The sequence below is a fragment of the Pseudomonas sp. I3-I5 genome (assembly GCF_022699445.1).
Classification (GTDB): domain Bacteria; phylum Pseudomonadota; class Gammaproteobacteria; order Pseudomonadales; family Pseudomonadaceae; genus Aquipseudomonas; species Aquipseudomonas fulva.
In genome coordinates this window covers 791,927-818,346 of sequence record NZ_CP093940.1, presented here as the reverse complement: position 1 = coordinate 818,346, position 26,420 = coordinate 791,927, and the positions used below count along the sequence as shown (strand labels likewise).

21 protein-coding genes are annotated in these 26,420 nt (G+C 63.4%); 3 read left to right on the top strand and 18 right to left on the bottom strand.

The annotated features are described in order from the left end of the window. Positions 1-16 precede the first annotated feature (16 nt). Both MOP87_RS03610 and MOP87_RS03605 read left to right on the top strand, forming a co-directional pair. Complete coding sequence (locus tag MOP87_RS03610; protein ID WP_027914488.1) at positions 17-2,047, top strand: ATP-binding protein; 2,031 nt, start codon at positions 17-19, stop codon at positions 2,045-2,047. 1 nt (position 2,048) lies between these two features. Then, positions 2,049-2,615 carry a cob(I)yrinic acid a,c-diamide adenosyltransferase gene (locus MOP87_RS03605; protein WP_027914487.1) on the top strand — a complete coding sequence of 189 codons (567 nt, stop codon included), beginning with the start codon at positions 2,049-2,051 and terminating at the stop codon, positions 2,613-2,615. A 29-nt stretch (positions 2,616-2,644) separates the two neighbouring features. On the opposite strand, the gene MOP87_RS03600 is transcribed toward MOP87_RS03605, so the two are convergent. The 3 genes from MOP87_RS03600 to secA form a co-directional block, all read right to left on the bottom strand. After that, positions 2,645-3,589 (bottom strand): Nudix family hydrolase, encoded by a 945-nt coding sequence (locus tag MOP87_RS03600; protein ID WP_242810136.1) that lies wholly within the window; start codon positions 3,587-3,589, stop codon positions 2,645-2,647. Positions 3,590-3,695: 106 nt separating this feature from the next. After that, positions 3,696-4,913, bottom strand: coding sequence for a bifunctional glutamate N-acetyltransferase/amino-acid acetyltransferase ArgJ (gene argJ / locus MOP87_RS03595; RefSeq protein WP_027914485.1), 1,218 nt, complete (start codon positions 4,911-4,913; stop codon positions 3,696-3,698). A gap of 209 nt (positions 4,914-5,122) precedes the next feature. Beyond that, positions 5,123-7,858: a preprotein translocase subunit SecA gene (gene secA / locus MOP87_RS03590; RefSeq protein ID WP_023534287.1), complete on the bottom strand. Its 2,736-nt coding sequence runs from the start codon at positions 7,856-7,858 to the stop codon at positions 5,123-5,125. Between the two features lie 353 nt (positions 7,859-8,211). On the opposite strand from secA, the gene MOP87_RS03585 reads away from it, so the two are divergent. Beyond that, positions 8,212-8,667, top strand: a complete 456-nt coding sequence (locus MOP87_RS03585) for a DciA family protein (protein ID WP_028687205.1) — start codon at positions 8,212-8,214, stop codon at positions 8,665-8,667. Positions 8,668-9,058: 391 nt separating this feature from the next. Here the strand turns inward: MOP87_RS03585 and lpxC are convergent, their stop codons facing one another. The 15 genes from lpxC to rsmH all read right to left on the bottom strand — a co-directional run bounded on the left by lpxC (position 9,059) and on the right by rsmH (position 26,419). Beyond that, the gene (lpxC, locus tag MOP87_RS03580) at positions 9,059-9,970 is read right to left on the bottom strand and encodes a UDP-3-O-acyl-N-acetylglucosamine deacetylase (protein WP_023534425.1); all 912 of its coding nucleotides are present in this window, start codon (positions 9,968-9,970) and stop codon (positions 9,059-9,061) included. Positions 9,971-10,082: 112 nt separating this feature from the next. After that, a complete protein-coding gene (gene ftsZ / locus MOP87_RS03575) occupies positions 10,083-11,279 on the bottom strand; it encodes a cell division protein FtsZ (protein WP_012274054.1) in 1,197 nt (398 codons plus the stop codon). A gap of 55 nt (positions 11,280-11,334) precedes the next feature. Beyond that, complete coding sequence (gene ftsA / locus MOP87_RS03570) at positions 11,335-12,594, bottom strand: cell division protein FtsA (protein WP_023534383.1); 1,260 nt, start codon at positions 12,592-12,594, stop codon at positions 11,335-11,337. A 14-nt stretch (positions 12,595-12,608) separates the two neighbouring features. Then, entirely contained in the window at positions 12,609-13,478 is an 870-nt protein-coding gene (locus MOP87_RS03565; RefSeq protein WP_027914483.1) for a cell division protein FtsQ/DivIB, read from the bottom strand. A gap of 5 nt (positions 13,479-13,483) precedes the next feature. Continuing rightward, positions 13,484-14,440 (bottom strand): D-alanine--D-alanine ligase, encoded by a 957-nt coding sequence (locus tag MOP87_RS03560; protein WP_027914482.1) that lies wholly within the window; start codon positions 14,438-14,440, stop codon positions 13,484-13,486. Continuing rightward, positions 14,437-15,864: a UDP-N-acetylmuramate--L-alanine ligase gene (murC, locus tag MOP87_RS03555; RefSeq protein ID WP_173645895.1), complete on the bottom strand. Its 1,428-nt coding sequence runs from the start codon at positions 15,862-15,864 to the stop codon at positions 14,437-14,439. Before murC ends, MOP87_RS03560 begins: the two co-directional genes overlap by 4 nt. 13 nt (positions 15,865-15,877) lie before the next feature. Continuing rightward, on the bottom strand, positions 15,878-16,957 hold the full coding sequence (gene murG / locus MOP87_RS03550) for an undecaprenyldiphospho-muramoylpentapeptide beta-N-acetylglucosaminyltransferase (RefSeq protein WP_242810135.1): 1,080 nt from the start codon (positions 16,955-16,957) through the stop codon (positions 15,878-15,880). Next, on the bottom strand, positions 16,947-18,158 hold the full coding sequence (gene ftsW, locus MOP87_RS03545) for a putative lipid II flippase FtsW (protein ID WP_173645896.1): 1,212 nt from the start codon (positions 18,156-18,158) through the stop codon (positions 16,947-16,949). The genes murG and ftsW overlap by 11 nt, the downstream gene beginning before the upstream one ends. Continuing rightward, a complete protein-coding gene (gene murD, locus MOP87_RS03540; RefSeq protein ID WP_242810134.1) occupies positions 18,158-19,504 on the bottom strand; it encodes a UDP-N-acetylmuramoyl-L-alanine--D-glutamate ligase in 1,347 nt (448 codons plus the stop codon). Before murD ends, ftsW begins: the two co-directional genes overlap by 1 nt. A 6-nt stretch (positions 19,505-19,510) precedes the next feature. After that, the gene (gene mraY / locus MOP87_RS03535; RefSeq protein WP_015271711.1) at positions 19,511-20,593 is read right to left on the bottom strand and encodes a phospho-N-acetylmuramoyl-pentapeptide-transferase; all 1,083 of its coding nucleotides are present in this window, start codon (positions 20,591-20,593) and stop codon (positions 19,511-19,513) included. Continuing rightward, the gene (gene murF, locus MOP87_RS03530) at positions 20,593-21,960 is read right to left on the bottom strand and encodes a UDP-N-acetylmuramoyl-tripeptide--D-alanyl-D-alanine ligase (RefSeq protein WP_242810133.1); all 1,368 of its coding nucleotides are present in this window, start codon (positions 21,958-21,960) and stop codon (positions 20,593-20,595) included. Before murF ends, mraY begins: the two co-directional genes overlap by 1 nt. Then, entirely contained in the window at positions 21,953-23,440 is a 1,488-nt protein-coding gene (locus MOP87_RS03525) for a UDP-N-acetylmuramoyl-L-alanyl-D-glutamate--2,6-diaminopimelate ligase (RefSeq protein ID WP_049696497.1), read from the bottom strand. Before MOP87_RS03525 ends, murF begins: the two co-directional genes overlap by 8 nt. Further along, complete coding sequence (locus MOP87_RS03520) at positions 23,440-25,188, bottom strand: penicillin-binding protein 2 (RefSeq protein WP_161631443.1); 1,749 nt, start codon at positions 25,186-25,188, stop codon at positions 23,440-23,442. The genes MOP87_RS03525 and MOP87_RS03520 overlap by 1 nt, the downstream gene beginning before the upstream one ends. After that, positions 25,188-25,481 (bottom strand): cell division protein FtsL, encoded by a 294-nt coding sequence (ftsL, locus tag MOP87_RS03515; protein WP_023534348.1) that lies wholly within the window; start codon positions 25,479-25,481, stop codon positions 25,188-25,190. Before ftsL ends, MOP87_RS03520 begins: the two co-directional genes overlap by 1 nt. Then, the gene (gene rsmH / locus MOP87_RS03510) at positions 25,478-26,419 is read right to left on the bottom strand and encodes a 16S rRNA (cytosine(1402)-N(4))-methyltransferase RsmH (protein ID WP_173645897.1); all 942 of its coding nucleotides are present in this window, start codon (positions 26,417-26,419) and stop codon (positions 25,478-25,480) included. Before rsmH ends, ftsL begins: the two co-directional genes overlap by 4 nt. Position 26,420 lies beyond the last annotated feature (1 nt).

Sequence of the window (26,420 nt, the reverse complement as noted above, 5' to 3'; positions counted from 1 at the left end):
GGACATCGCCTTGCCCATGACGCTGCGTCAACGCCTGGAGAACCTCCCCGTCGGGCAGAAGCTGCTGGCAGCTTTGCTGGTCTTGCTGGTGACCATTCTGCTGGTGGCGAACCTGACCTTCATCAGCGCCGCCTACTGGATCACCCAGGAAAGCATGGCACCGCAAGCGCTCCAGACCATCGGCCGGCTGGTCTCCAATCCTGAGCTGTCGACCCGCGCGGCAGACGACCCCACCTCGGCCCAGGCGCTGCTCGATGAACTGGACAGCTATGCGCCGCTGCGCGCCGCCGCCTTGTATGGCAGCGACGGGCGCATGCTCGCCCAATTGCAGCATGGCGCCCCCCTCACACTGCCCAAGCGGTTTCGCAACATAGAAGGCTGGCGATTCATGGAGTTTCGCAGCACGCAGCTGATTCGCCTGCCACGGGCCGGTAGCCCGCCGGGGCATTTGCTACTGGTAGCCAGCAGCGAGCTGCCCACCGCCTTCTACACCGGCACGCTCAGCGCGAGCCTGGCCATTCTGGTGTTCAGCGTGCTGTTGTGGCTCTTCATCGCCCGGCAGATCAAACGCCTGATCACGCAGCCGATCAACCAGCTCGAAGAGCTCAGCCGCCAGGTCACCCGTGAGGAGAGCTACGCGCTGCGGGCCCGACGCGGCAACGACGACGAGATCGGTAGCCTGGCCAATGCCTTCAATACGATGCTCTCGCGCATCGAAGCCCGGGAGCACCAGCTCAAGCGTGCCCGGGACGAGTTCCAGAGTGCCTACGACCAGGCCCAGGGGCTCGCCGAGCAAACGCGTCATACAAACCGCAAGCTCGAGCTCGAAGTGCAGGTGCGCAGCAAGATCGAGAAAAAGCTCACAGGCTTTCAGAACTACCTGAACAGCATCATCGACTCCATGCCGTCGGCCCTGATCGCCTTGGACGAGCAGCTGTACGTGACCCAGTGGAACCAAGAGGCAACGGCGTTATCCGGCACGACCCTCAACGAGGCGCTCAACCAACCGGTGTTCATCGCCTTCGCACCGCTAAAACCCTTCTTGCCACAGTTGAAGGACACGGTGGAGCGGCACCGGGTGGCGAAAATCGAGCGTGTTACCTGGCACAAGGATGATGAGCCGCGGCATTACGCATTGACCTTCTACCCACTCACCGGCGGTGGAGGCCGGGGCGTGGTGATCCGGATCGATGACATCACCCAACGTCTGTCGCTCGAAGAAATGATGGTGCAGTCGGAAAAGATGCTCTCGGTCGGTGGCCTGGCGGCCGGCATGGCCCACGAAATCAACAACCCGCTCGGGGCCATCCTGCATAACGTGCAGAATATCCGCCGCCGCCTGTCACCTGATCTGCCGCGCAATCTTGAGCAAGCCCACGCGCTGGGCATCGACCTGACCACGGTCAACGCCTACCTGCAAAGCCGCGAAGTGCCTCAGTTGCTCGATGGCATCCAGCAAGCGGGTGCCAGGGCCGCCAAGATCGTCACCCACATGCTCAGTTTCAGCCGTCGCAGCACGCGCGAACTGGCGCCCTGCGACCTCCCTGCCTTGATTGACCAGGCGGTGGACATAGCAGGCAACGACTTCGACCTGGCCATTGGTTTCGACTTCAAAGGCCAGGCCATCGTGCGCCAGTTCGACCCGGCGCTGGGGCCTGTGCCCTGCACCGCCAACGAACTGGAGCAGGTATTGCTCAACCTGCTCAAGAACGCCGCCCAGGCCATTCACCAGCGCCCGGCACCTTGCGAGCCAGGACGTATCATCTTGCGCACACGGCTTGCGCCGCCCTGGGCAGAAATCCAAGTGGAGGACAATGGCGTGGGCATGCCCGAAGCCGTGCGCAAGCGCACCTTCGAGCCCTTCTTCACGACCAAGGAAATCGGCCAGGGCACCGGTCTTGGGCTTTCGGTGTCGTACTTCATCATCACCAATAACCACAAGGGGCAGATGGAGGTGCATTCCACGCCTGGGCAGGGGACCTGTTTCACCCTGCGCCTGCCCCTCGGCCAGCCGCATCCGCCGCTGCCGGTCACCACGGAGCAATGACATGGGCTACCGCTTGTCCAAAATCTATACCCGCACTGGCGACACAGGTGAAACCGGCCTGGGCGATGGCCGGCGTGTGCCCAAGGATCATCCACGCATCGAAGCCATCGGCGAAGTGGACAGCCTCAACAGCCAGCTTGGCCTGTTACTGGCCGGCCTGGATGAACAAGGTCTGGACGAAGTCAGCCGCGTTCTGGCGCCCTGCCAGCACCGCCTGTTCGACCTGGGCGGGGAGCTGGCCATGCCCAGTTACCAGGCCCTGACCACGGCAGAGGTGGAGCGGCTGGAGGCGGCCATCGATGAGTGGAATGACGAACTGGGCCCACTGAAGAATTTCATCCTGCCCAGCGGGTCGGCCCTGGTCGCCCAAGCACACGTGTGCCGCAGCCTGGCACGCAGCGCCGAGCGACGCTGCCAGCACCTCAATACCGTAGAGCCGCTGGAGGGTGTCGGCCTGGCGTACATCAACCGCCTATCGGACCTGCTGTTCGTTGCCGCCCGTATCATCGGCAGGCGGCAAGGCATTGCCGAGGTCCTGTGGCAGCCGGCCGAAAAACCTCAAGGCTGACGCCAAGCGCTTGCCGCACCGGTCCGGCGTCAGAGGGGCGGCCAGAACGCCCTGATACCCGCAACGCCCTGCGCCCCGGCTAGCCAGGCCTGTTCGCGGTCCGCTGGGCCCACGCCACCGAGCAGGTACACCGGTTGGTCGAACCCGGCAATCAGGTGCTGGGCCTGTTCCCAGCCAAGCGGCGCGGCCTCTGGGTGACTTTCGGTACGCTGGACCGGCGACAGGGTGACGAAGTCGACCCCCATCTGCTGGGCCAGGGCAAGCTCCTCGGCAGTGTGGCAGGAGGCGGCAAGCCAGCGCTGGACCGGGAACGGCCTGCCCTTGTCGGCATACTTGCGCAACTGCGCTGCCGTCAGGTGCCAGCCTGCCGACGGGAAGTCGCCTAACCACTCCAGAGGCCCCTTGAGCATGAGCTGGGCCTTGCCCGCGCATAACCCCACCGCATCAACCGCCACATCGCGGTACTTGGGGTCGTACATGTCCGGTGCACGCAACTGGATCAGCCGGATGCCACTGGCCACGGCCTTCTGGATACCCTTGAGCATGTCAGGCACGTCCAGGCCGTCGGGTGTGATCAGGTATTGATCCGGCAGCCGGGCAGCGTTGACGATGGGCTTGTTGGCCTCGGGAAACGCATGGTCCGGCAGCTCACGGGGCGCGACCCAGGCCAGCGGTTGCCCCTCGGCGCCATGGGGTTCACCGTTGAAGGCCTCGACCTCGCGCACCTCGAGCAGTACGTGTTTGTCGGGGTAGTCGTGACTGACCTTGATCAAGGGCCGCGAGCGCGTTACCTGGATGCCCAGCTCCTCGTCGAGCTCACGCGCCAGCGCGGCCTCGACGCTTTCACCGGGCTCCACCTTGCCTCCCGGAAACTCCCAGAGGCCGCCCTGGTGTTGGGTGTCGGCGCGGCGGGCGATGAGTATCCGCCCGTCCATGCCCCGAATCACGGCTGCAACGACGTGAACCCGTTTCATCGGTCACACTCCGTCACGCCAGCTGTGGGCAATGGGGTTGGCATAAAGCTCATGGTTCTGCTCCCTTGGCATTGAAACATCGGGACCGCGAGCGGCCCCGGCTGCATCAGGTGCGGTACTCGGCGTTGATTTTCACGTATTCGTGAGAGAGGTCGGTGGTCCAGATGGTTTCACTGCACTGGCCACGGCCAAGGTCGATACGGATGGTGATTTCTTCCTGGGCCATCACCCGGGCGCCCTGGTCTTCGGTATAGCTCGGGCTACGACCGCCCTGGCTGGCAATGCACACCTCATCCAGGTAGACATCGATCAGGCTCACATCCAGCGCGGGCACGCCGGCACGCCCAACCGCTGCGAGGATGCGGCCCCAGTTGGGATCGGAGGCGAACAGTGCGGTCTTGATCAGCGGCGAATGCGCCACGGCGTAGCCGACGTCCAGGCATTCCTGAGGGTTGCCACCGCCGTTGACCTGCACGGTCACGAACTTGGTCGCCCCCTCACCGTCACGGACAATGGCCTGTGCCACCTCCATGCAGACCTCGAACACAGCCTTTTTCAAAGCTTCGAACAGGGCTCCGCTGGCTTGGGTGACTTCCGGCAGGTCGGCCTGGCCGGTGGCGATCAGCATGCAGCAGTCGTTGGTCGAGGTATCACCGTCGATGGTGATGCGGTTGAACGATTTGTTGGCCCCGTCCAGCATCAGGTCCTTGAGCACGCCTGGCGCGACCTTGGCGTCGGTGGCGATGTAGCCCAGCATGGTCGCCATGTTCGGGCGGATCATGCCCGCGCCCTTGCTGATACCGGTCACGGTCACGGTCACGCCGTCGTGCTGGAACTGACGGCTCGCGCCCTTGGGCAAGGTGTCGGTGGTCATGATGCCGGTGGCCGCTTCAGCCCAGTTGTTTTCCGACAGGTTGTCCAGGGCAGCTTGCAAGGCACCTTCGATCTTTTCCACCGGCAGTGGCTCACCGATCACACCGGTGGAGAACGGTAAAACCGACTCGGCGGACACACCGGCAAGCTCGGCGAGTTTCGCGCAGGTCCGCTGCGCCGCTTCCAAGCCGGGGGCGCCCGTGCCGGCGTTGGCATTGCCCGTGTTGGTCAGCAGGTAGCGTACGGTACCCTGCACCCGCTGCTTGGCCAGGATCACGGGGGCGGCGCAGAAGGCATTGAGGGTGAACACACCGGCCACACTCGAACCCTCGGCGCAGCGCATGACCACCACATCCTTGCGCCCCGGGCGCTTGATGCCGGCGGAGGCAATACCGAGTTCGAAACCCGGGACGGGGTGCAGCGTAGGCAAAGGACCAAGACCAACAGCCATTGGAGCGCTCCTAGAAAATACGTGTGGTGAAAAAAAGGGCCGCTGTGCGGCCCATCTTTGGCAAGCCCGGGCGAACCGGGCATACCGCATGGCTTGAATCGACGCAGCTCAGGGCGGCGCTGGCGTGTCGGCGATGGGCTGCGCAGTAGCCCCTTGGCAGTGAGCAGCCAGCACGGCGCCGTGCGCCCTGTGACGGCCTTGCGGTCAGATCACTCGATCTGGCCGTGGCAGTGCTTGAATTTCTTGCCCGAACCACACCAGCACGGCTCGTTGCGACCCAGTTTCTGCTCGTTGCGCACAGGCTCGGCAGCCACGGCTACCTCAGCGCCCTCCTCGGCCAACTGCTCGCTTTCAAGACCAGGTGCGGGCGCGTGTTCGAACTGCATGCGGCTGGCCAACTCTTCGGCGTCGCGGCGCAGGCGTGCTTCTTCCTCGGCAGGGTCTTCGCGGCGAACCTGAACGTGCGAGAGCACACGGATGGCATCGCGCTTGATCGACTCGAGCAGTTCCTGGAACAGGGTGAACGACTCGCGCTTGTACTCCTGCTTCGGGTTCTTCTGGGCGTAGCCGCGCAGGTGGATACCATGACGCAGGTGGTCCATGGTCGACAGGTGGTCCTTCCACAGGTCGTCCAGCACACGCAGCAGGATCTGCTTTTCGAAGGTGCGCAGTGCTTCCATCCCGGCCTGGTCTTCTTTCTCGGTGTAGGCCGTGGTGATTTCGTGCAGCAGCTTCTCGCGCAGGGTCTCTTCGTAGAGGTGGTCGTCTTCGTCGAGCCACTGCTGGATCGGCAACTTCATGGCGAAGTCACTGGACAGCGAGGCTTCCAGGCCGGCCACGTCCCACTGCTCAGGCAGCGATTGCGGCGGGATGTGCTGGCTGATGGTGGCGTCGAGTACTTCCTTGCGGAATTCGGCGATGGTGTCGCCCACGTTCTCTGCGGCCAGCAGGCTGTTGCGCATGTGGTAGATGACCTTGCGCTGCTCGTTGGCCACGTCGTCGTATTCGAGCAACTGCTTGCGGATATCGAAGTTGCGGCCTTCGACCTTGCGCTGGGCCTTTTCGATGGCGTTTGTGACCATGCGGTGTTCGATGGCTTCGCCCGACTGCATGCCCAGCGCCTTCATGAAGTTCTTCACCCGGTCAGAGGCGAAGATGCGCATCAGGCTGTCTTCGAGCGAGAGGTAGAAACGGCTGGAACCCGGGTCACCCTGGCGACCGGAACGACCGCGCAGCTGGTTGTCGATACGACGCGATTCGTGACGCTCGGAGGCGATGACGTGCAGGCCACCGGACTCGATCACCTGCTGGTGACGCTTCTGCCAGTCGGCCTTGATGTGCGCGATCTGCTCGGCCGTTGGGTTTTCCAGTGCGGCCACTTCAGCTTCCCAGTTGCCGCCCAACAGGATGTCGGTACCGCGACCGGCCATGTTGGTGGCAATGGTCAGCGCGCCTGGCGCACCGGCCTGGGCAATGATCTCGGCTTCCTTCTCGTGGTACTTGGCGTTCAGAACCTTGTGCTCGATGCCTTCCTTGTGCAGCAGGTTGGACATGTGCTCGGAGGTTTCGATGGTGGCCGTACCCACCAGCACCGGCCGGCCTTGCTTCAAGGTTTCCTTGATGTCGGCGATGATCGCGGCGTACTTCTCTTCGGCGGTCAGGTACACCAGGTCGTTGTGGTCCTTGCGCGCCAGGGGCTTGTTCGGCGGAATGACCATCACGTTCAGGGCGTAGATCTGGGCGAACTCGAAGGCCTCGGTATCGGCGGTGCCGGTCATGCCCGACAGTTTCGAGTACAGACGGAAGTAGTTCTGGAACGTGGTGGAGGCCAGGGTCTGGCTCTCGGCCTGAATGTTGAGGTTTTCCTTGGCCTCGATGGCCTGGTGCAGGCCTTCGGACAGACGACGACCCGGCATGGTACGCCCTGTGTGCTCGTCGATCAGCAGCACCTGGCCGTCCTGCACGATGTACTCGACGTTGCGGTGGAACAGCTTGTGCGCGCGCAGACCGGCATAGACGTGGGTCAGCAGGCCCAGGTTGTGCGCCGAGTACAAGCTCTCGCCCTCGGCCAGCAGGCCGACCTGGGTCAGCATTTCTTCGATGAACTGGTGACCGGCTTCGTTGAGCTCGACCTGGCGGGTCTTCTCGTCGATGGTGAAGTGGCCTTCCTGGGTAACCTGGCCTTCGACTTCCTCGATGTGCTGGGTCAGGCGCGGGATCAGGCGGTTGATCTCGATGTACAGCTTGGAGCTGTCCTCGGCCTGGCCGGAAATGATCAACGGCGTACGGGCTTCGTCGATGAGGATCGAGTCCACTTCGTCGATCACTGCGAAGTTCAGCTCACGCTGGAACTTCTCGTCCTGGCTGAACGCCATGTTGTCGCGCAGGTAGTCGAAACCGAATTCGTTGTTGGTACCGTAAGTGATGTCGGCAGCGTAGGCTGCGCGCTTTTCTTCCGGCGGCTGGAAGGCCGAGACGATACCGACCGACAGGCCGAGGAACTCGTACAGCGGGCGCATCCAGTTGGCGTCACGACGGGCGAGGTAGTCGTTGACGGTGACCACGTGCACGCCCTTGCCGGACAATGCATTGAGGTAGACGGCCAAGGTACCGACCAGGGTCTTGCCTTCACCGGTGCGCATTTCCGCGATCATGCCCTCGTGCAGGGTCATGCCGCCAATGAGCTGAACGTCGAAGTGACGCATGCCCATTACGCGCTTGCCAGCCTCACGGGCGACGGCAAAGGCTTCGGGCAGCAGTTGGTCCAGTGTTTCGCCTTTGGCCAAACGCTCCTTGAACTCGGCAGTCTTGCCACGCAGCTGCTCGTCGGAGAGGGCCACCATCTTCTCTTCGAAGGCATTGACGATACTCACCGTCTTGAGCATGCGTTTGACTTCACGCTCGTTCTTGCTTCCAAAAAGTTTCTTTAACAAAGGCGCAAACATATTGGCAGGATCTTCCACACGTAGGGATGGAGGGCGGCCCCATGAGTCGCCCGTGCAGCCCTAAGGCCGCATGCGAACGAGCATTCTACCCGGAAACGATGGTGATGAAAGTGGTGGATTCCACGATGCTGGCACAGCGCTTTTACAGGGGCGTGTCTTAGATAGGGGCATTTCCCCTGAGTTCAAGACCTGGAAAGATGAAAGCGTTCAAGACTCGCCTGTGCGCGCTGCCTTGCAGGGCCTGGCCCCGGTAGCGTCAGGCGCAGCGCTTGGCCAGTGGGCTCAACCGCCGGGTGATCGGTACAGACGCTGAAGTGTTAGACTGCCCTACTTGTAACCTCATGCGTATACCCATGGCCTACAAACCCTCCCCCGCCCAGCCGCCCTCGGCGTTGCTGCGCCAGGTTCGCCCGCTGCGTCTGTTGCTCAACCAGGCCGAGCGCCTGGAGCACCTGCAACGCCTGGTCGAAGGCCAGTTGCAGCCGGCTGCACGCGAGCACTGCCACGTGGCGTCATGGCGCGACGGTACCTTGCTGCTTGTGGTAACCGACGGGCACTGGGCCACGCGCCTGCGTTACCAGCAAAAGCGCCTGATGGCGGCGTTGCAGGCAACCGATGCGTTCGGCAACCTCAGGCGTATTCTTTTCAAGGTGCAACCACCCTTGGTACCCGCCAAACGCGGCGGGCATGCGGCCGAGTTGTCCAACAGCGCGGCCGAGAGCCTGCTGCAGACGGCCGAAGGCATCACTGACGCGAAATTGCGGGCAGCACTGGAGCGCCTGGCGGCGCATGCGCAGGCCAAGGACTGAGCGATTTGCCAGGGGGCTTCGGGCGGCAGCAACCAAGATTTTGAAGGCGTTACAGACTGCGCTGTTCAGCCTGATGGTGCTAGCCATCCTCGGCGGCGCCGCGCTTGGGGGGCCGCCATTACTCACAGGTGCATGCGCGCCTGGATCATATCGAGGATGAAAGAGCCGCGCGCAAGGGCAGCCCCAGGGCCAAGCCGATGGATCGCATCCACCATCGAAGCCTGAGTCGATGCCTTTGCCGCCTCGGCGCCGCAGGATACAGTCCGACGCTGCCCCGACTTACACGGTCGGCTCGGGCCATCTGGATGGATTGATGGGTGTCTCTGCCCATAAGCAAGCCATAAAAAAGGCCACCCGAAGGTGGCCTCAATGAACTAGAGAGTGTTCGAGCTTACACAGCCGCGACAGGACGCATATACGAGATCGGCGCCGTGCTGGCATCTTCGAAAGTGACCACTTCCCAGGCATCGGTTTCGGCAATCAGCTTGCGCAACAGCTGGTTGTTCAGCGCGTGACCGGACTTGAAGCCCTTGAACTCGCCAATCAGGCTGTTGCCCAGCAAGTACAGGTCGCCAATGGCGTCGAGAATCTTGTGTTTGACGAACTCGTCTTCGTAGCGAAGACCGTCTTCGTTCAACACGCCTTCCTCATCGACCACGATGGCGTTTTCTACACTGCCGCCCAGCGCAAGGTTGTGCTTGCGCAGGTATTCGATGTCACGCATGAAGCCAAAGGTGCGGGCGCGGCTGACTTCCTTCACGAACGAGGTGCTGGAGAAGTCGACGCTTGCGCTCTGGGTCCGGTTGCGAAGCACCGGGTGATCGAAGTCGATCTCGAAGCTCACCTTGAACCCCTCGAAAGGCAGGAAGGTGGCGCGCTTGTCGCCCTCTTGCACCGTTACCTCACGCAGGATGCGGATGAACTTCTTGGCTGCGTCCTGTTCTTCCAGGCCGGCAGACTGTATCAGGAATACGAAAGGTCCGGCGCTGCCATCCATGATCGGTACTTCCGAGGCGGAGAGCTCGACGTAGGCGTTATCGATGCCCAGGCCCGCCATGGCGGAGAGCAGATGCTCGACCGTATCGACCTTGACGTCACCGTTGACCAGCGTCGTGGACATGGTTGTCTCGCCGACATTGGCCGCACGCGCCGGGATCTCGACCACAGGGTCGAGGTCGGCGCGGCGGAAGACGATGCCGGTGTCAACAGGTGCAGGCTTGAGGGTCAGGTAGACCTTCTCCCCAGAGTGCAGACCGACACCTGTGGCACGGATGGTATTCTTCAGGGTGCGTTGTTTAATCATGGCATTGGCCGCTTCAGCGCAAATTGCGAACAGTTATCAACAAAGGCTGGCGATAATACCAGACCCAACCTTTGATGAATACCAATCACCTTCATAGCCCTGATAAATTTCATTAATCAGCCTGACGACGCAGGAAGGCCGGAATATCCAGATAATCCAGGTCATCCTGAGGGTTCAGCTTGGCCGCCGCTGCCGCACCCGCGTGCGCCTGATTGCGCATGACGGTCGGGCGCTCCAGATCACGGTAGTTGACGGCTGGCTGCTCCTGACGCGCAGGGGCAGGGTTGGACGCCTCGTAGGCCTGCTGGGCAGTCTGCAGAGTGTTGTCCACCACCTTGACCGGCTTCTCGATACGCGCACCCAAGCCGGTGGCCACGACGGTGACATGCAGTTCGTCGCGCATGTCTGGGTCGATCACGGTACCGACCTTGACCATGGCATGGTCCGAGGCGAACGCTTCGATGATGCTACCCACGTCGGAGTATTCACCCAGGGACAGGTCCGGACCTGCGGTGATGTTGACCAGGATGCCACGGGCGCCCTGCAGGTTGACGTCCTCGAGCAGCGGGTTGCGGATCGCAGCCTCGGTCGCCTCGCGAGCACGGTTCGGGCCACTGGCGCAGCCGGTGCCCATCATGGCCATGCCCATCTCACCCATCACGGTGCGCACGTCGGCGAAGTCGACGTTGATCATGCCCGGGCGCTTGATGATGTCGGAGATACCGCGAACGGCACCGGCCAACACGTCATCGGCCTTGGCGAACGCGGACAACAGGCTTGCGTCCTTGCCCAGGATGGTCAGCAGTTTCTCGTTGGGGATGGTGATCAGCGAGTCGACGCTTTCGGCCAGCATGCGGATGCCTTCATCGGCGATCTGCATGCGCTTGCGGCCCTCGAACGGGAACGGACGGGTCACCACTGCCACGGTGAGGATGCCCATTTCCTTGGCCACTTCGGCGATGATCGGCGCTGCACCGGTACCGGTACCGCCGCCCATGCCGGTGGTGATGAACACCATGTTGGTGCCTTGCAGCACTTCGGCGATGCGCTCACGGTCTTCCAGCGCGGCCTGACGACCGACTTCCGGATTGGCGCCAGCACCCAGGCCCTTGGTCACGCCAGTGCCCAATTGCAGGATGGTGCGCGCACCAATGTTCTTGAGCGCCTGAGCATCGGTGTTGGCGCAGATGAACTCCACGCCTTCGATGCTGCTCTTGACCATGTGATTGACGGCGTTACCACCACCACCACCTACGCCGATCACCTTGATGACCGGGCTTTGCGGGACGTTGTCTACGAGCTCGAACATTTTCCCTCTCCTTACAGTTCTCTAGTTGTCGCGCCTACCACTACTGCTTTGAAACTTAGAAGTTGCCTTGTACCCACCGCTTGAAGCGCTCAAGCACCGGGGCCTTCGGTTCATCGCCATAGCTGTTGTTGCTGCTGCTGTTGCCGGTCAAGGGCAGGTCTTCGGTCTGCTTGTGCAGCCCGTAGGTAAGCAAGCCCACACCGGTGGAATAAATCGGGTTGCGTACCACGTCGCTCAGGCCGCGCACGCTGTGCGGCACGCCCAGGCGTACCGGCATGTGGAAAATTTCCTCGGCCAGCTCGACCGCGCCTTCCATCTTGGCGGTGCCACCGGTCAGGACGATGCCAGCAGGCACCAGGTCCTCGTAGCCGCTGCGGCGAAGTTCAGCCTGGATCAGGGTGAAGAGTTCGTCGTAGCGCGGCTCGACCACTTCGGCCAATGCCTGGCGCGACAGTTCGCGCGGAGGACGGTCGCCAACGCTTGGCACCTTGATGGTTTCACCTGCACCTGCCAGCTTGGCCAAGGCGCAGGCATAACGGATCTTGATTTCCTCGGCATACTGTGTGGGCGTACGCAGGGCCATGGCAATGTCATTGGTCACCTGGTCGCCGGCAATCGGAATGACGGCGGTGTGGCGAATGGCGCCTTCGGTGAAAATCGCGATGTCGGTGGTGCCGCCGCCGATGTCGACCAGGCACACGCCCAGCTCTTTCTCGTCGTCGGTCAGTACCGAATAGGCCGATGCCAGTTGCTCGAGAATGATGTCGTCGATTTCGAGGCCGCAGCGGCGCACGCATTTCTCGATGTTCTGGGCGGCATTGACGGCGCAGGTCACCACGTGAACCTTGGCCTCCAGGCGCACGCCCGACATGCCGAGCGGTTCGCGCACGCCTTCCTGGTTATCGATCACGTAGTCCTGCGGCAGGGTGTGAAGCACCCGCTGGTCCGCCGGAATGGCCACCGCCTGGGCGGCATCGAGCACACGCTCAAGGTCGGCCAGGCTGACTTCGCGATCGCGAATGGCGACGATGCCATGGGAGTTCAGGCTGCGGATGTGATTGCCTGCAACGCCCACGAAGGCCGAGTGGATGCGGCAGCCCGCCATCAGCTGAGCTTCTTCAACGGCGCGCTGGATCGATTGCACGGTGGACTCGATGTTCACCACCACGCCTTTTTTCAGGCCGCGGGACGGGTGTGTGCCGATCCCGACGATTTCCAGCGTGCCGTCTTCGCCCACCTCACCTACCAAGGCCACTACCTTGGAAGTGCCGATGTCCAGCCCGACGATCATTTTGCCGCTATGCGCGTTTGCCATGGTCCTGCCTCTCTCTAATTCTTCGCAACGGCGGGTTGGGCCGTCGTCGGTGCAATCGGTTCCCGCCAGCCAACGGCAAGCCCGTTGGCATATCGCAGATCGATGCGGGCGATGTTGGCGATCTGCTCTTTAAGCGTCTTGTCGTAAATGGCAATGAAACGGCGCATCTTCTCGACCAGATGGTCGCGCCCCAGCAGCAGCTCGATACCAGGCCCTGCGCTGCTCGCGCCCGTGGTCAGGAACCAGCTGCCTCGCTCGCGCAACTCCAGGCGCGCAATGGAGAAGCCCAGGGGGCGCAGCATCTGGCTCAATATCTGATACTGCTGCATGACCTGCTGCTGGGCCCGCTGGGGGCCGGCCAATTGTGGCAGGTGCTCGTAGTTGGCCAGTTCGCGCGGTGTGAAGGCCTGGCCCTGGTTATTGAGCAAGGCCGCGTCACCCCAGCGTGCCACCGGCAGTTGTTCCTCGAGGCGAATCACCACTTCGTCCGGCCATACCCGGCGCACTTCGGCATGGGCGATCCAGGGCATCTGCTCAAGCTCCTTGCGCATCGCCGGCAGGTCGACGGTGAAGAAGCTTGCGGCCACATAGGGGGCGATACGCTGCTGCACCGACTGCTGGCTGATGTAGGTCAGGTCGCCCTGCACGTCGATCTTGGTGATCGGCCGGTCGGCATACGGCATGAGCCGTATGGCCCCCTCGTAGGCACCGAAGCCTGCGGCTACCAGCAACACCGGCCACAGCAGGCGCTTGAGGCCGCCCAGGCTTGGACGCGGCAGGCGCGCCGATACGGGCTCGTCGGCCACCAGCCGGCTGGCACCACGCGGCACCGGCTTGCTGCGGCCGGTAACGGGTTGCTGCTGACGTACCATTGCGCCCTGCATGATGATTAACCTCGCGTCGCCACGCTTTCGGCCAGGATCGCCAGCACCAGTTGCTGGAAGTCCAAGCCGGCCGCGCGGGCCGCCATGGGCACCAGGCTATGATCAGTCATGCCTGGTGCGGTGTTGACTTCGAGCAGCCAGAACCGGCCCTGCTCGTCCTGCATCACGTCCAGCCGCCCCCAGCCTTCGATGCCGATGGCATCGCAAGCGCGGGCGGTCAGATCGATCAGTTCCTGCTCCTTGGCGCTATCGAGCCCACAGGGAATGCGGTACTGGGTATCGTTGGCGATGTATTTGGCGTCGTAGTCGTAGAACACGTGGGGGGTTCCCAGGGCAATCGGCGGCAGTACCTGCCCGCGCAACACCGCAATGGTGAACTCCGGGCCGTGAATCCACTGTTCCACGAGTACCTGAGAATCGTAGTTGGCGGCATCTCGCCAGGCGGCAACCAGTTCTTGCTCGCTGTTCACCTTGGCCATGCCGATGCTGGAGCCTTCATGGGCAGGTTTGACGATAAGCGGGAAGCCCAGTTCCGTACTGGCACGCAAACAATCGCTTTCGCTGGCCAATACCGCATGCCGCGGGGTAGGAATGCCCAGGCTCTGCCACACCTGCTTGGTGCGCAGCTTGTCCATCGCCAAGGCCGAAGCCAGGATGCCGCTACCGGTGTAGGGAATGCCCAGGCACTCGAGCAACCCCTGCATGCTGCCGTCTTCGCCGCCGCGGCCGTGCAGGATGATGAAGGCACGGTCGATTTTTTCGCTTTGCAGACGCGCAAGCAGGTCATCGCCCACGTCGATGGCGACGACGTCCACGCCGGCTTCGGTGAGCGCACCTATCACGGCGGCGCCGGACTTGAGCGAGACTTCCCGCTCGGCGCTCTTGCCCCCATAGAGCACGGCGACGCGGCCGAACGCCTTGACGTCCAAGGTGCTGGGCAATAGGTCGTAGGCGCTGGTCATTTAGACGTCTCCTGCACGGCGCCGGCAAACAGCGGGCTTTTCATCAATTGCGGAGCCAGGCCACCGACATCGCCGGCACCTTGGCAGATCAGGATGTCGCCGGCACGCAGCAACGGCTGAACCAACGGCGCCAGCTCGGCGCCGCGCTCGATGTAGATCGGGTCCAGCTTGCCGCGCTGGCGAATGCTGTGGCACAGCTGGCGGCTATCGGCCCCGGGGATCGGCTCTTCGCCAGCCGGGTAGACTTCCATCAGCAGCAGCACGTTGGCGTCACCGAGCACCTGGACGAAGTCGTCGTACAGGTCGCGGGTGCGGCTGTAGCGGTGCGGCTGGTAGACGATCACCAGGCGGCGGCTTGGCCAGCCGCCACGCACGGCCTTGATCACCGCGGCCACTTCAGTGGGGTGATGACCGTAATCATCCACCAGCATCACGCTGCCGCCTTCCACGGGCAGCTCACCGTACACCTGGAACCGACGGCCCACGCCCTGAAACCCGGAAAGCCCCTGGAGAATGGCTTCGTCGGGAATGCCTTCGTCAGTGGCGATGGCAATGGTCGCCAGTGCATTGAGCACGTTGTGGTTGCCGGGCATGTTCACCGAGACTTCCAGCGGCTCGCAGTCGCGGCGCAAGACGGTGAAATGCGTCTGCATGCCTTGCTGGCGGACGTTGATGGCGCGGATATCGGCTTCTTCGCTGAAGCCGTAGGTGACCGTCGGGCGCTTGACCTGGGGCAGGATCTCGCGCACCACCGGGTCATCCAGGCACATCACCGCCAGGCCGTAGAACGGCAGGTTATGCAGGAACTCGACGAAGGTCTTCTTCAGTTTGTTGAAGTCCCCTTCGTAGGTGGCCATGTGGTCGGCGTCGATGTTGGTGACCACGGCGACCATCGGTTGCAAGTGCAGGAAGCTGGCGTCGCTTTCATCGGCTTCGGCGATCAGGTAACGGCTGGTGCCCAGCTGGGCATTGGTGCCCGCTGCGGTCAAACGGCCACCGATGACGAACGTGGGGTCCAGCCCACCGGCGGCGAATACCGAGGCCAGCAGGCTGGTGGTGGTGGTCTTGCCGTGGGTCCCGGCCACGGCCACGCCATGGCGGTAGCGCATGAGTTCGGCCAGCATCTCGGCACGTGGCACCACCGGAATGCGGCGTTCCAGGGCGGTTGCCACTTCAGGGTTGGCCGGGTTGATGGCGCTCGACACCACGAGCACGTCAGCGGTCGCAGCGTTCTCTGCACGATGGCCGACGAAGATCTGCGCGCCGAACGACTCCAGGCGCTCGGTCACAGGCGAGACCTTGAGGTCCGAACCGGAAACCTCGTAGCCCAGGTTCAGCAGCACCTCGGCGATACCGCACATGCCGACACCGCCGATACCCACGAAGTGGATACGGCGAATACGGCCCATCTTGGGCTGGGGCATGGCTTTCTGGCTCTCAACCACGGGCCACCTCCAGGCAGATATCGACGACGGTGCTGGTTGCAGCAGGTTTGGCCAGGCGTCTTGCGGTACCGGCCATGACAGTCAGTTTCTCGGGTTGCATCAGCACCTCGTTCAGGCGTTCAGCGAGCTGCGCTGCGCCAGTTGTCGCTTGTGGCATCAGGAAGGCAGCGCCTTCGCGGGCCAGATAATGGGCGTTATGGGTCTGGTGGTCGTCGATCGCATGGGGCAAGGGCACCAGCATCGAGGGCAGGCCCGCTGCCGCCAGCTCGCTGACGGTGAGGGCCCCGGCACGGCAGACCACCAGGTCGGCCCAGCCATAGGCTTGGGCCATGTCCTTGATGAAGGGCTCGACCTGCGCCTGGACACCCGCTTCGCGGTATCGCTCGGCGGTGATCGACGCATGTTGCTTGCCCGCCTGGTGGAACACCTTGGGGCGCACGGCTTCGGGCACTTCGGACAGCGCCTTAGGCAACAAAGTATTCAAGGGTTCCGCGCCCAGGCTACCGCCGAGTACCAGCAGGTGCGGTTGGCGCTGGCCAAGCGCAGGGCGCTCGGCATCCATGAACAGTTCCGCACGCACCGGATTGCCTGTGGTGCGGCGCTTTTCACTGGCCTGGAAGGTGTCGGGGAAGGCTTCGCACACCCGTGCAGCCAGAGGCACCAGCAAACGGTTGGCGGTGCCAGCGCGGGCATTTTGCTCATGAATGATCAGCGGCACCCCGCAAAGGCGCGCTGCCACGCCGCCGGGGCCCGTGACATACCCGCCGAAGCCCAGCACACAGGCAGACTTGAGCGCGCGGATGATGCGCCGGGCCTGCAGCACGGCCTTGACCAGGGTCAATGGGGCCTTGAGCAGCGACAGCTTGCCCTTGCCACGCAGGCCGGTGACCTGAATCTGATGCAGGGCAAGGCCGGCCTGGGGCACCAATTCATTCTCGATACCTCGCGGGGTACCCAGCCAGTGCACGGTATAGCCACGCGCCTGGAACTCGCGCGCGCAGGCCAGCGCCGGGAACACGTGACCGCCGGTTCCGCCAGCCATGATCAATACGTTCTTGCCTTCAGCGGCCATGGGCAGGCTCCTCGGCAAAATCGCTTTCGCTGAATTCGTGCTCCTCGCTGCCCAGGTGGGTACGGCTTTCCCATTCGATGCGCAGCAGCAGCCCCACGCACGCGCAACAGATGACCAGCGAGCTGCCGCCATAGCTGAGGAACGGCAGGGTCAGGCCTTTGGTCGGCAGCAAACCGACGTTCACGCCAATGTTGATCAGGAACTGACCAATCCACAGGAAGGCCAGCCCGAAGGCCATGTACGCGGCGAAGAACTGTTTGGCTTTTTCGGCCCAGAGCCCGATGTACAGCGCACGGACAGTAACGAAGACGAACAGCGCGATGGTGACCAGCGAGCCCACCACACCCAGCTCTTCGGCCAGCACCGAGAACACGAAGTCGGTGTGCGCTTCAGGCAGGTAGAACTGCTTCTGCACGCTGTTGCCCAGGCCCACGCCAAGCCACTCGCCACGCCCGAATGCGATCAGGGCCTGAGTCAACTGGTAGCCGGAGCCGAACTGATCGGACCAGGGGTCGGTGAAGGTGATCAGTCGCGCCATTCGATAGGGCTGCGCCTGCACCAGCACGAACACCGCGACAACCGCCAGCACCACCATCAGGCTGAATCGGAACAGCCCCACCCCACCCAGGAACAGCATGGCAGCCGCCGCCCCCATCATCACCACGGTGGCGCCGAAGTCCGGCTCCATCAGCAGCAGGCCAGCCATGGGCAGCAGCACGATGAACGGCTTGAAAAAGCCCATCCAGCTTTCCCGCACCTCGGTCTGACGGCGTACCAGGTAGCCGGCAAGGTAGATGACCACGAATACCTTGGCGATTTCAGACGGCTGGACGTTGAAGAAGCTGAAGCCGATCCAGCGCATCGAGCCGTTGACCTCGCGCCCGATCCCGGGCACCAGCACCATGACCAACAGGCCGAAGGCCCCCAGGAGCATCATGAAGCCCATGCGCTGCCAGGTGGCAATTGGCACCATCATGGTCGCGCCACAGGCGACCAGCCCGAGGAAAACGTAAACCAGGTGCCGGTACATGTGGTAAAGCGGGTTGCCGGACTGAACGGCGGCCACTTCCGAGGAGGCGGAAGTGATCATCACCAGGCCCAGGCCCAGCAGCGCCAGGCAACCGGCCAGCAGGGGGAAGTCCAGGTCGATGCCACGGCCGCTGATCAGCGGCGACGGATAGGGCTTGAGGATGCCGAAGATCATGCCAGTGCTCCCGCTGCCTGGGCAAACAGGCGCCCGCGTTCTTCGAAGTTCTTGAACATGTCGAGGCTGGCGCAGGCTGGCGACAGCAGAACGGCATCACCGGGCTGTGCCAGCTCGGCGCAGCGCTGAACGGCGTCGTCCAGGGAGGCCACCTGCACCAGCGGCGCAGCATCACCCAGGGCCTGGCCCAGGCGTTCGGCATCACGGCCCAGCAACACCACGGCGCGGCAGTAGCGCCGGACCGGTTCGCGCAACGCGGCAAAATCGGCGCCCTTGCCGTCGCCTCCGGCAATCAGCACCAGCTTGCCTGCTGTATCGGCACCCAGGCCTTCGATGGCTGCCAGTGCGGCGCCAACGTTGGTGGCCTTGGAGTCGTCATACCAGTTCACGCCGTTGCGCTCACGTACCCACTGGCAGCGGTGAGCGAGCCCCGTGAATTCACGCAGCGCCTGCAGCATCGGCTCGAAGGGCAGGCCCGCAGCATGGCCCAGGGCCAGTGCGGCCAGCGCATTGCTTTGGTTATGGGCGCCGCGCACCTTGAGGTCGCGAACCGGCATCAGGGTTTGGAACGCGAAGGCCAGGTATTTCTCGCCGTCCACCTCGCGCAGGCCGAACGCCTTGAAGTCGGGCTCGCCCAGGCCAAAGGTCCAGCAGGGACGGCCTTCGACCGGCAGGGGACGGCTGAGCGCGTCCTGGCGATTGACCACCACCTGCCGCGCACCACGGAAGATGCGGTGCTTGGCCAGGTGGTAGGCCGGCAGGCCACTGTAGCGGTCCATGTGGTCTTCGCTGATGTTCAGCACCGTGGCGACTTCGGCATTGAGCTGGTCGGTGGTTTCCAGCTGGAAGCTGGACAGCTCCATCACGTACAGCTCCACGTCATCGGCCAACAGGTCGAGGGCCGGTGTGCCAAGGTTGCCGCCGACCGCCACGCGCTTGCCCGCCCTGGCGGCCATTTCGCCGACCAGGGTGGTGACGGTGCTTTTGGCATTCGATCCACTGATGGCGATGATGGGTGCCTTGGCGTTGCGCGCGAACAGCTCGATGTCGCCGGACAGCTTGACCCCACGGGCAGCGGCTTGTTGCAGCGCCGGCGTAGCCAAGGCCAGGCCTGGGCTGACGTACAGCTCGCTGGCGCGGCACAGGAAGTCCACGTCAAGCTCGCCACAGCGTACTTCCACCTGCGGGTAGTCACGGCGCAGGGTTTCCAGTTCCGGCGGTTGCTCGCGGGTATCGGCGACCGCAAAGGCGATGCCCCGGCTCGCCAGGAAGCGAACCAGGGACATGCCGCTCTTGCCGAGGCCGACAACGATGCGGAATTGGTCGGAAGCGATCAGTGACACGCGCATCTACCTCAGTTTCAGGGTGGCAAGGCCAATCAGCACCAGGATCACGGTGATGATCCAGAATCGGACGATCACGCGTGGCTCTGGCCAGCCCTTGAGTTCAAAGTGGTGGTGAATCGGCGCCATGCGGAACACGCGCTTGCCGGTCAGCTTGAACGAAGCGACCTGGATGACCACGGACAGGGTTTCCATCACGAACACGCCGCCCATGATGAACAGCACGATCTCCTGGCGCACGATCACGGCGATGGTGCCCAGCGCCGCGCCCAGCGCCAATGCCCCCACATCGCCCATGAACACTTGTGCCGGGTAGGTGTTGAACCACAGAAAGCCGAGGCCAGCACCGATCAGTGCGCCGCAGAACACGATCAGCTCACCGGAGCCGGGCACGTACGGGATCAACAGGTACTCGGCGAACTTCACGTTGCCCGACAGGTAGCAGAAGATGCCCAGCGCCCCGCCGACCATCACGGTCGGCATGATGGCTAGGCCATCCAGGCCATCGGTCAGGTTCACGGCGTTGCTGGAGCCGACGATGACGAAATAGGTCAGCACCACGAAACCGATGCCCAGGGGAATGGTGACGTCCTTGATGAACGGCAGTATCAGGGTGGTCTCGACACTGGTCGGGGCGGTCTTGTAGAGGAACACCGCCGCAGCCAGGCCGAACACCGACTGCCAGAAGTACTTCCAGCGACTTGGCAGGCCACGGGAGTTCTTCTCGATGACCTTGCGGTAGTCGTCGACCCAGCCGATGGCACCGAAGGCCAGGGTGACGATCAGCACCACCCAGACATATCGGTTGGTCAGGTCGGCCCACAGCAAGGTACTGACGGCGATGGCAGACAGGATCAACGCCCCGCCCATGGTCGGCGTACCGGACTTGGACAGGTGCGACTGCGGCCCGTCATTGCGCACGGCCTGGCCGATCTGGCGAATTTGCAGCGTACGGATCATCCACGGCCCCAGCCACAGCGCCAGCGACAACGCGGTAAGCACCCCGAGAATCCCGCGCAGGGAGAGGTACTGGAAGACCGCGAAGCCTTTGTGGAACTGTTGCAGATACTCGGCCAACAGCAGCAGCATTAATGTTTCTCCCCGCTGGCACCGCACAGTGCAGCCACGACGTTTTCCATCGCAGCGCTGCGCGAGCCCTTGATCAAGATAGTGGTATCGCTGGCATTTTCGGCACTGACTGCTTCGATCAGCGCGGCCTGCGTAGCGTAATGGTGGCCATGGGTCCCGAACGCCTCGACGGCGTGCGCCATGTTGGCACCCACCGCATACAAGGCGTCGACCTTGCCGCGTGCGTAGTCACCCACCTGACGGTGACCTTCCTGCGCCCACTGACCCAGCTCGCCGATTTCTCCAAGCACCAGGACGGTGCGTCCGGAAAAGCCGGCGAGTATATCAATGGCGGCACACATGGAGGTGGGATTTGCGTTGTAACTGTCATCGATCACACGAGCACCGCGCGGGGTGACCTGCGCCACGGTGCGGCCCTTGACCGGCTGAACCGCAGCCAGGCCTGCGGCAATACCCTGCAGGCTGATGCCCACGGCATGGGCAGCGGCGGCGGCGGCCAGGGCGTTGCTGACGTTGTGCACGCCCAGCACGTTGAGTTGCACCTGCACCTGCTCGCCGGCCCCGTGCAGGGTTAAGGACGGGCAACCGCGGGGATCACGGCCAATGCCACTGGCATGGAAATCGGCACGGGGATCGTCGAGCGCAAAGCTCACGACCCGGTGATCGCCAGCACGCGTGCGCCAGGTGTCGAAGGCCTTGTCGGCCAGGTTGAGAATGGCTGTACCGCCCTCACCCAGCCCTTCGAGGATTTCGCCCTTGGCCTCGACGATCTTGTCCGGGCCGCCGAATTCACCCACGTGCGCGGTGCCGGCATTATTGATGATCACCACCTGAGGCTGAGTCAGGCCCACGGTGTAGCGAATCTCGCCGATGCGCGAGGCGCCCAGCTCGATGACGGCGGCGCTATGCTCGGGGGCAATTTCCAACAAGGTCAGGGGCGCGCCCAGGTCATTGTTCAGGTTGCCTCGTGTGGCATGCACCAGGCCGCGCGTGCGCAAAATGCTGGCGAGCATTTCCTTGACCGTGGTCTTGCCGCTGGACCCGGTAATGGCCACCACGGGCTTGTCGAAGGCGGCCCGGTTGAGTGCTCCAAGCTGGCCAAGGGCCAGGCGGCAATCGGCGACCACCAATTGCGGCAGGTCGAAGCCTTGCACTTCGCGCTCTACCAGCGCCGCCACGGCGCCCTTGGCCTTGACGTCTGCCAGGTAGTCATGGCCGTCGAAGCGCGGGCCGGTCAGGGCAACGAAAAGCTGCCCCGGCGCGACGCTGCGGCTGTCGATGCTGACGCCATCGAAGCGAGCATCGGCGCCGGTCAGGCGGCCGTGCAAGGTGGAGCTCACCTGGCTGAGCGTCATCGCCTCAAGCATTGGGGGCCTCCCAGGCTGCGAGTGCCTTTTCGGCCTCGGTCAAATCGGAAAACGCATGCCGCTGCGCGTTGATTTCCTGATAATCCTCATGTCCCTTGCCGGCCAGCACGATGACGTCGGCGGCGCGGGCACCGGCGATCAGCTGGGCGATGGCCTCGCCGCGACCGGGCACGAACGCCACCTCGGTCGGCGCCGTAAAGCCGGGACGAATATCGTCGAATATGCGCATCGGGTCTTCGGTCCGCGGGTTGTCGTCGGTCACCAGCACCCGGTCGGCCAGGCGCTCGGCCACTTCTGCCATCAGCGGGCGCTTGCCCCGGTCACGGTCGCCGCCACAGCCGAACAGGCACAGCAGTTGCCCGTGGGCATGAGGGCGCAGGGCCTGGAGCACTTTTTCCAGGGCATCGGGCGTGTGCGCGTAATCGACCACCACCAGGGGCTTTTCGCCGCCGCCCAGGCGTTGCATGCGGCCAACAGGGCCGTGCAGCTGCGGCATGACCTTGAGGATCTCGTCCAGCGCGTAATCCAATGCCAGCAAGGTCGCCACGGCCGCCAATACGTTGCTCAGGTTGAAGCGACCCAGCAGCTGCGTGCGCAACGTGCGCTCGCCCTGGGCGGTGACGAGGGTGGCGCAGACGCCATCGTCGTCGAACGTGGCCTCGGGGCAATACAGCGAGGCGTCGGGGTGCTCCAGGCTGTAGCTGATCAGCCGGGTATCGATGCGATCGGCCATCGGCTTGCGAGCGTAGGCGTCAGCAAGGCGTTGACCGAAGTCGTCGTCCAGATTGACCACCTGGCAGCGCAGGCTTGGCCAGGCAAACAGCTTGGCCTTGGCCGCTTCGTAGGCCTGCATGCTGCCGTGGTAGTCGAGGTGGTCACGGGACAGGTTGGTCATCACCGCGATGTCGAACGCCAGGGCCGCTACACGCCCCTGTTCCAGGGCATGGGAGGACACTTCCATGGCCACGGCCTTGGCGCCTTGTTTTTTCAAGTCATACAGGGTCGACTGCACGGCGATCGGGTCAGGCGTGGTCAGGCGGCCGCTTTTCAGCTCGCCGTAGAAACCCGTCCCCAGGGTACCCACCAGGCCGCAACGCTGGCCCAATAGATCGAGCGCCTGTGCCACCAGTTGGGTAACGCTGGTCTTGCCGTTGGTGCCGGTCACGCCCACCAGGTTCAATTGGCGGCTGGGCTCGCCATAGAAGCGCCCGGCGATGTCCGACAGCTGGGCGATCAGGCCTTTGACTGGAATCAGCGGTACATCGGTCAGCGGCAGCACCGTGGCGCCCTGTTCCTCGTAAGCCACGGCGGCAGCGCCACGGGCCAGCGCGTCGGCGATATGCTCGCGGCCGTCGACCTTGGCCCCAGGCACCGCCAGGAACAGGTCGCCTGGGCGCACGTTGCGGCTGTCGAGGGTCAGTTCACGAATCAGCGGATCGCGGCTGGCATGGGCGAAGAGCTTGCTCAATGGCATTGTCATTATCCACGCCCTCCGTTGGCAGCTGCTGCATTGACTTGCGATTGGCTTGCCGGCGCTGCCGGCGCAGGGGGCGGCAGGTTGTCTGGCGGCACGTTCATCAACCGAAGGGTGCCGGACATGACCTTGCTGAACACAGGTGCCGATACCAGACCGCCGAAGTACCCGCCTTTGCCGGGCTCGTCGATCACCACGACGATCGCATAACGCGGATCGCTCATCGGACCGAAGCCTGCGAACAGCGAGCGATAGGCATTTTCGGTGTAGCCCTTGGAGCCCACCGTGGCTTTACGCGCGGTACCGGACTTGCCGGCCACGTGATAGAACGGCACCTGGGCACGGAATACGCCGCGCGGCGCCTCGATCACTTGCTGGAGCATGCCCTGCACGGTCTCTGCGGTATCCTTGGGAATCGCCTGGACGGCCTCGGGCGCCTTGTCCACCTTGAGGATCGACAGCGGCACCATCTTGCCGTCGTTGGCCAAGGCTGCATAAGCATGCACCAGCTGCAGGGCGGTGACCGAAACGCCGTAGCCGTACGACAGCGTGGCTGTTTCGGCCTTGCGCCATTCCCGGTGGTTGGGCAGGTTGCCGACGCGCTCACCCGGGAAACCCAGGCCGGTGTACTGACCCAGCCCGACCTGAGACATGACCCGGTAGATGGCTTCGCCGCCGATATCGAAGGCGATCTTGCTCATGCCCACGTTACTGGAGTTGATCAGAATGCCGGTCAGGTCGAGGATCGGACCTTCGCTTCGGGACACGTCCTTGATGGTGTAGCGACCGATCTGCAAGCTGCCCGGGTAAACCTCGACCTTGTCGGTGGGCTTCCAGCGGCCACTTTCCAGTGCGGCACTCATCGAAATGGGCTTGACCGTGGAACCAGGCTCGAACACGTCGATGATGGCCCGGTTGCGCATGGCCGCCGGGAACATGCTGCGGCGGTTGTTAGGGTTGTAGGTAGGCTGGTTGACCATCGCCAGAACCTCACCGGTCTTGACGTCCATGATCACCAGGCTACCGGCCTTGGCGTCCTGCTCGGCGATGGCGTTACGCAGTTCGCGGGTAGCCAGGTACTGAAGGCGCAGGTCAATCGACAACGCCAAGGTCTTCCCTGCCTTGGCGTTCTTGGTGACCTGGATGTCCTTGATCAGGCGACCGCGCCGGTCCTTGATCACCTGCCGCTTGCCCGGCACACCGGCCAGCCACTCGTCATAGGCCAGCTCGACGCCCTCGCGACCGTGATCATCCAGGTCGGTGAAACCGACCATGTGGGCGGTCACGTCACCGGCAGGGTAGAAGCGGCGGAACTCTTCCAGCCCATAGACGCCCGGTACCTTCAGGTCCAGCACGTGCTGCCCCTGCTCGGGCGTCAGGCCACGGACCAGGTAGATGAATTCCTTGTTGGCCTGCTGAGTCAGGCGCTCGGTGAGCTGCTGTGGATTCTGCCCAAGGGCGGTTGCCAACTGCGGCCAGCGATCGCGCGAAGCCTGCATTTCCTTGGGGTTGGCCCACAGGGTGGTGACCGGCGTACTGACCGCCAGTGGCTCGCCATTGCGGTCTGTGATCAAGCCACGGTGCGCAGGGATAGGAATGTGACGCAGGCTGCGCGCATCGCCCTGCCCCTTGAGGAAATCGCGGTCGACGACCTGCAGGTCGATGATGCGCCAGCAAATGGCGCCGACCATCAGCGCCAGCAGGCCAACGACTACGCGGAACCGCCAGGGGTAGAGTGCGCCTTCGAGCTTCATCATGGCGCCACCATCCGCACTTCGTCAGCGGCTGGCACACGCATCTTGAGCTGCTCGGTGGCCAGGTTTTCGATGCGGCTGGCCGCCGTCCAGGTGCTTTGCTCCAGAATCAACCGGCCCCATTCGGCCTGGGCCTTGTCCCGCTCATTCAGCTCCCCGTACAGGGTATTGAGCAATTGCCGGTTCCAGTGCGCGCTATACGACACGGCAATGGCCGAGCCCAGCACGCCGACGAACAGCATGAGCATGAGGAAGCTGCCGCCCGGCAGAGGTTTGGCGAACAACTTGCTCACCGCAATTTCTCCGCAACACGCATCACCGCACTGCGTGAGCGGGGGTTGGCCTTGAGCTCTGCATCGGAGGCGAACTGGGCTTTACCGATCAGCTTGATCTTGGGCTCGAACACCTTGTGCTGCACGGGCAGGTTGCGCGGCAGGTTGTCAGCTTCGCCCTTGGCCAGTTTGCGCATGAACAGCTTGACGATCCGGTCTTCGAGCGAGTGGAAGCTGATCACGGCCAGGCGACCGCCAACCTCCAGCGCGTCGATAGCCGCTTGCAGCCCGGTTTCCAGGTCACCGAGTTCGTTGTTGACATGGATACGCAGGCCCTGGAACGCGCGGGTGGCAGGGTTCTTGCCCTTCTCCCACGCAGGGTTGGCTACCTTGAGAACCTCGGCAAGGTCACCGGTGCGGGTGAACGGCTGCTTTTCACGGCGCTCGACGACGGCACGGGCCATACGGCCGGCAAAGCGCTCCTCGCCATACTCCTTGAACACGCGGGCGATTTCCTCGACCGGCGCGGTGGCAATGAATTCGGCGGCGCTGATGCCCTGATCGGGATTCATGCGCATGTCCAGCGGCCCGTCGTTGAGAAAGCTGAAGCCACGTTCCGGGTCGTCGAGCTGGGGTGAGGACACACCCAGGTCCATCAGTATCCCGCTCACCTTGCCGTGCAGGCCGCGTTCGGCCACTTCTGCACCCAGCTCGGCAAAGCTGCGCTGCACAATGACAAAGCGGCCGTCTTCGGCCGCCAGCGCTTGCCCTGTGGCAATCGCTTGTGGATCTTTATCAAAGCCCAGTAGCTGCCCTTGTGGGCCGAGCCTGCTGAGAATCAACCGACTGTGTCCGCCACGGCCAAAGGTGCCGTCCAGATAGCAACCGTCGGCGCGCAAGGCCAGTGCCTCGACAGCTTCGTCGAGCAGGACGGTAATGTGGTTGAAGCCGCTATCTATG

What these genes read in the sequence shown, in the direction of transcription:
- murC (WP_173645895.1), bottom strand. Translation starts at nt 15,864, where the DNA reads ATGCCCCAGCCCAAGATGGGCCGTATTCGCCGTATCCACTTCGTGGGT.
- mraY (WP_015271711.1), bottom strand. Translation starts at nt 20,593, where the DNA reads ATGCTGCTGCTGTTGGCCGAGTATCTGCAACAGTTCCACAAAGGCTTC.
- MOP87_RS03565 (WP_027914483.1), bottom strand. Translation starts at nt 13,478, where the DNA reads ATGCAGGGCGCAATGGTACGTCAGCAGCAACCCGTTACCGGCCGCAGC.
- MOP87_RS03520 (WP_161631443.1), bottom strand. Translation starts at nt 25,188, where the DNA reads ATGAAGCTCGAAGGCGCACTCTACCCCTGGCGGTTCCGCGTAGTCGTT.
- MOP87_RS03605 (WP_027914487.1), top strand. Translation starts at nt 2,049, where the DNA reads ATGGGCTACCGCTTGTCCAAAATCTATACCCGCACTGGCGACACAGGT.
- MOP87_RS03585 (WP_028687205.1), top strand. Translation starts at nt 8,212, where the DNA reads ATGGCCTACAAACCCTCCCCCGCCCAGCCGCCCTCGGCGTTGCTGCGC.
- ftsA (WP_023534383.1), bottom strand. Translation starts at nt 12,594, where the DNA reads ATGGCAAACGCGCATAGCGGCAAAATGATCGTCGGGCTGGACATCGGC.
- MOP87_RS03600 (WP_242810136.1), bottom strand. Translation starts at nt 3,589, where the DNA reads ATGAAACGGGTTCACGTCGTTGCAGCCGTGATTCGGGGCATGGACGGG.
- secA (WP_023534287.1), bottom strand. Translation starts at nt 7,858, where the DNA reads ATGTTTGCGCCTTTGTTAAAGAAACTTTTTGGAAGCAAGAACGAGCGT.
- murF (WP_242810133.1), bottom strand. Translation starts at nt 21,960, where the DNA reads ATGCTTGAGGCGATGACGCTCAGCCAGGTGAGCTCCACCTTGCACGGC.
- MOP87_RS03610 (WP_027914488.1), top strand. Translation starts at nt 17, where the DNA reads ATGACGCTGCGTCAACGCCTGGAGAACCTCCCCGTCGGGCAGAAGCTG.
- argJ (WP_027914485.1), bottom strand. Translation starts at nt 4,913, where the DNA reads ATGGCTGTTGGTCTTGGTCCTTTGCCTACGCTGCACCCCGTCCCGGGT.
- lpxC (WP_023534425.1), bottom strand. Translation starts at nt 9,970, where the DNA reads ATGATTAAACAACGCACCCTGAAGAATACCATCCGTGCCACAGGTGTC.
- ftsZ (WP_012274054.1), bottom strand. Translation starts at nt 11,279, where the DNA reads ATGTTCGAGCTCGTAGACAACGTCCCGCAAAGCCCGGTCATCAAGGTG.
- MOP87_RS03525 (WP_049696497.1), bottom strand. Translation starts at nt 23,440, where the DNA reads ATGACAATGCCATTGAGCAAGCTCTTCGCCCATGCCAGCCGCGATCCG.
- MOP87_RS03560 (WP_027914482.1), bottom strand. Translation starts at nt 14,440, where the DNA reads ATGACCAGCGCCTACGACCTATTGCCCAGCACCTTGGACGTCAAGGCG.
- murG (WP_242810135.1), bottom strand. Translation starts at nt 16,957, where the DNA reads ATGGCCGCTGAAGGCAAGAACGTATTGATCATGGCTGGCGGAACCGGC.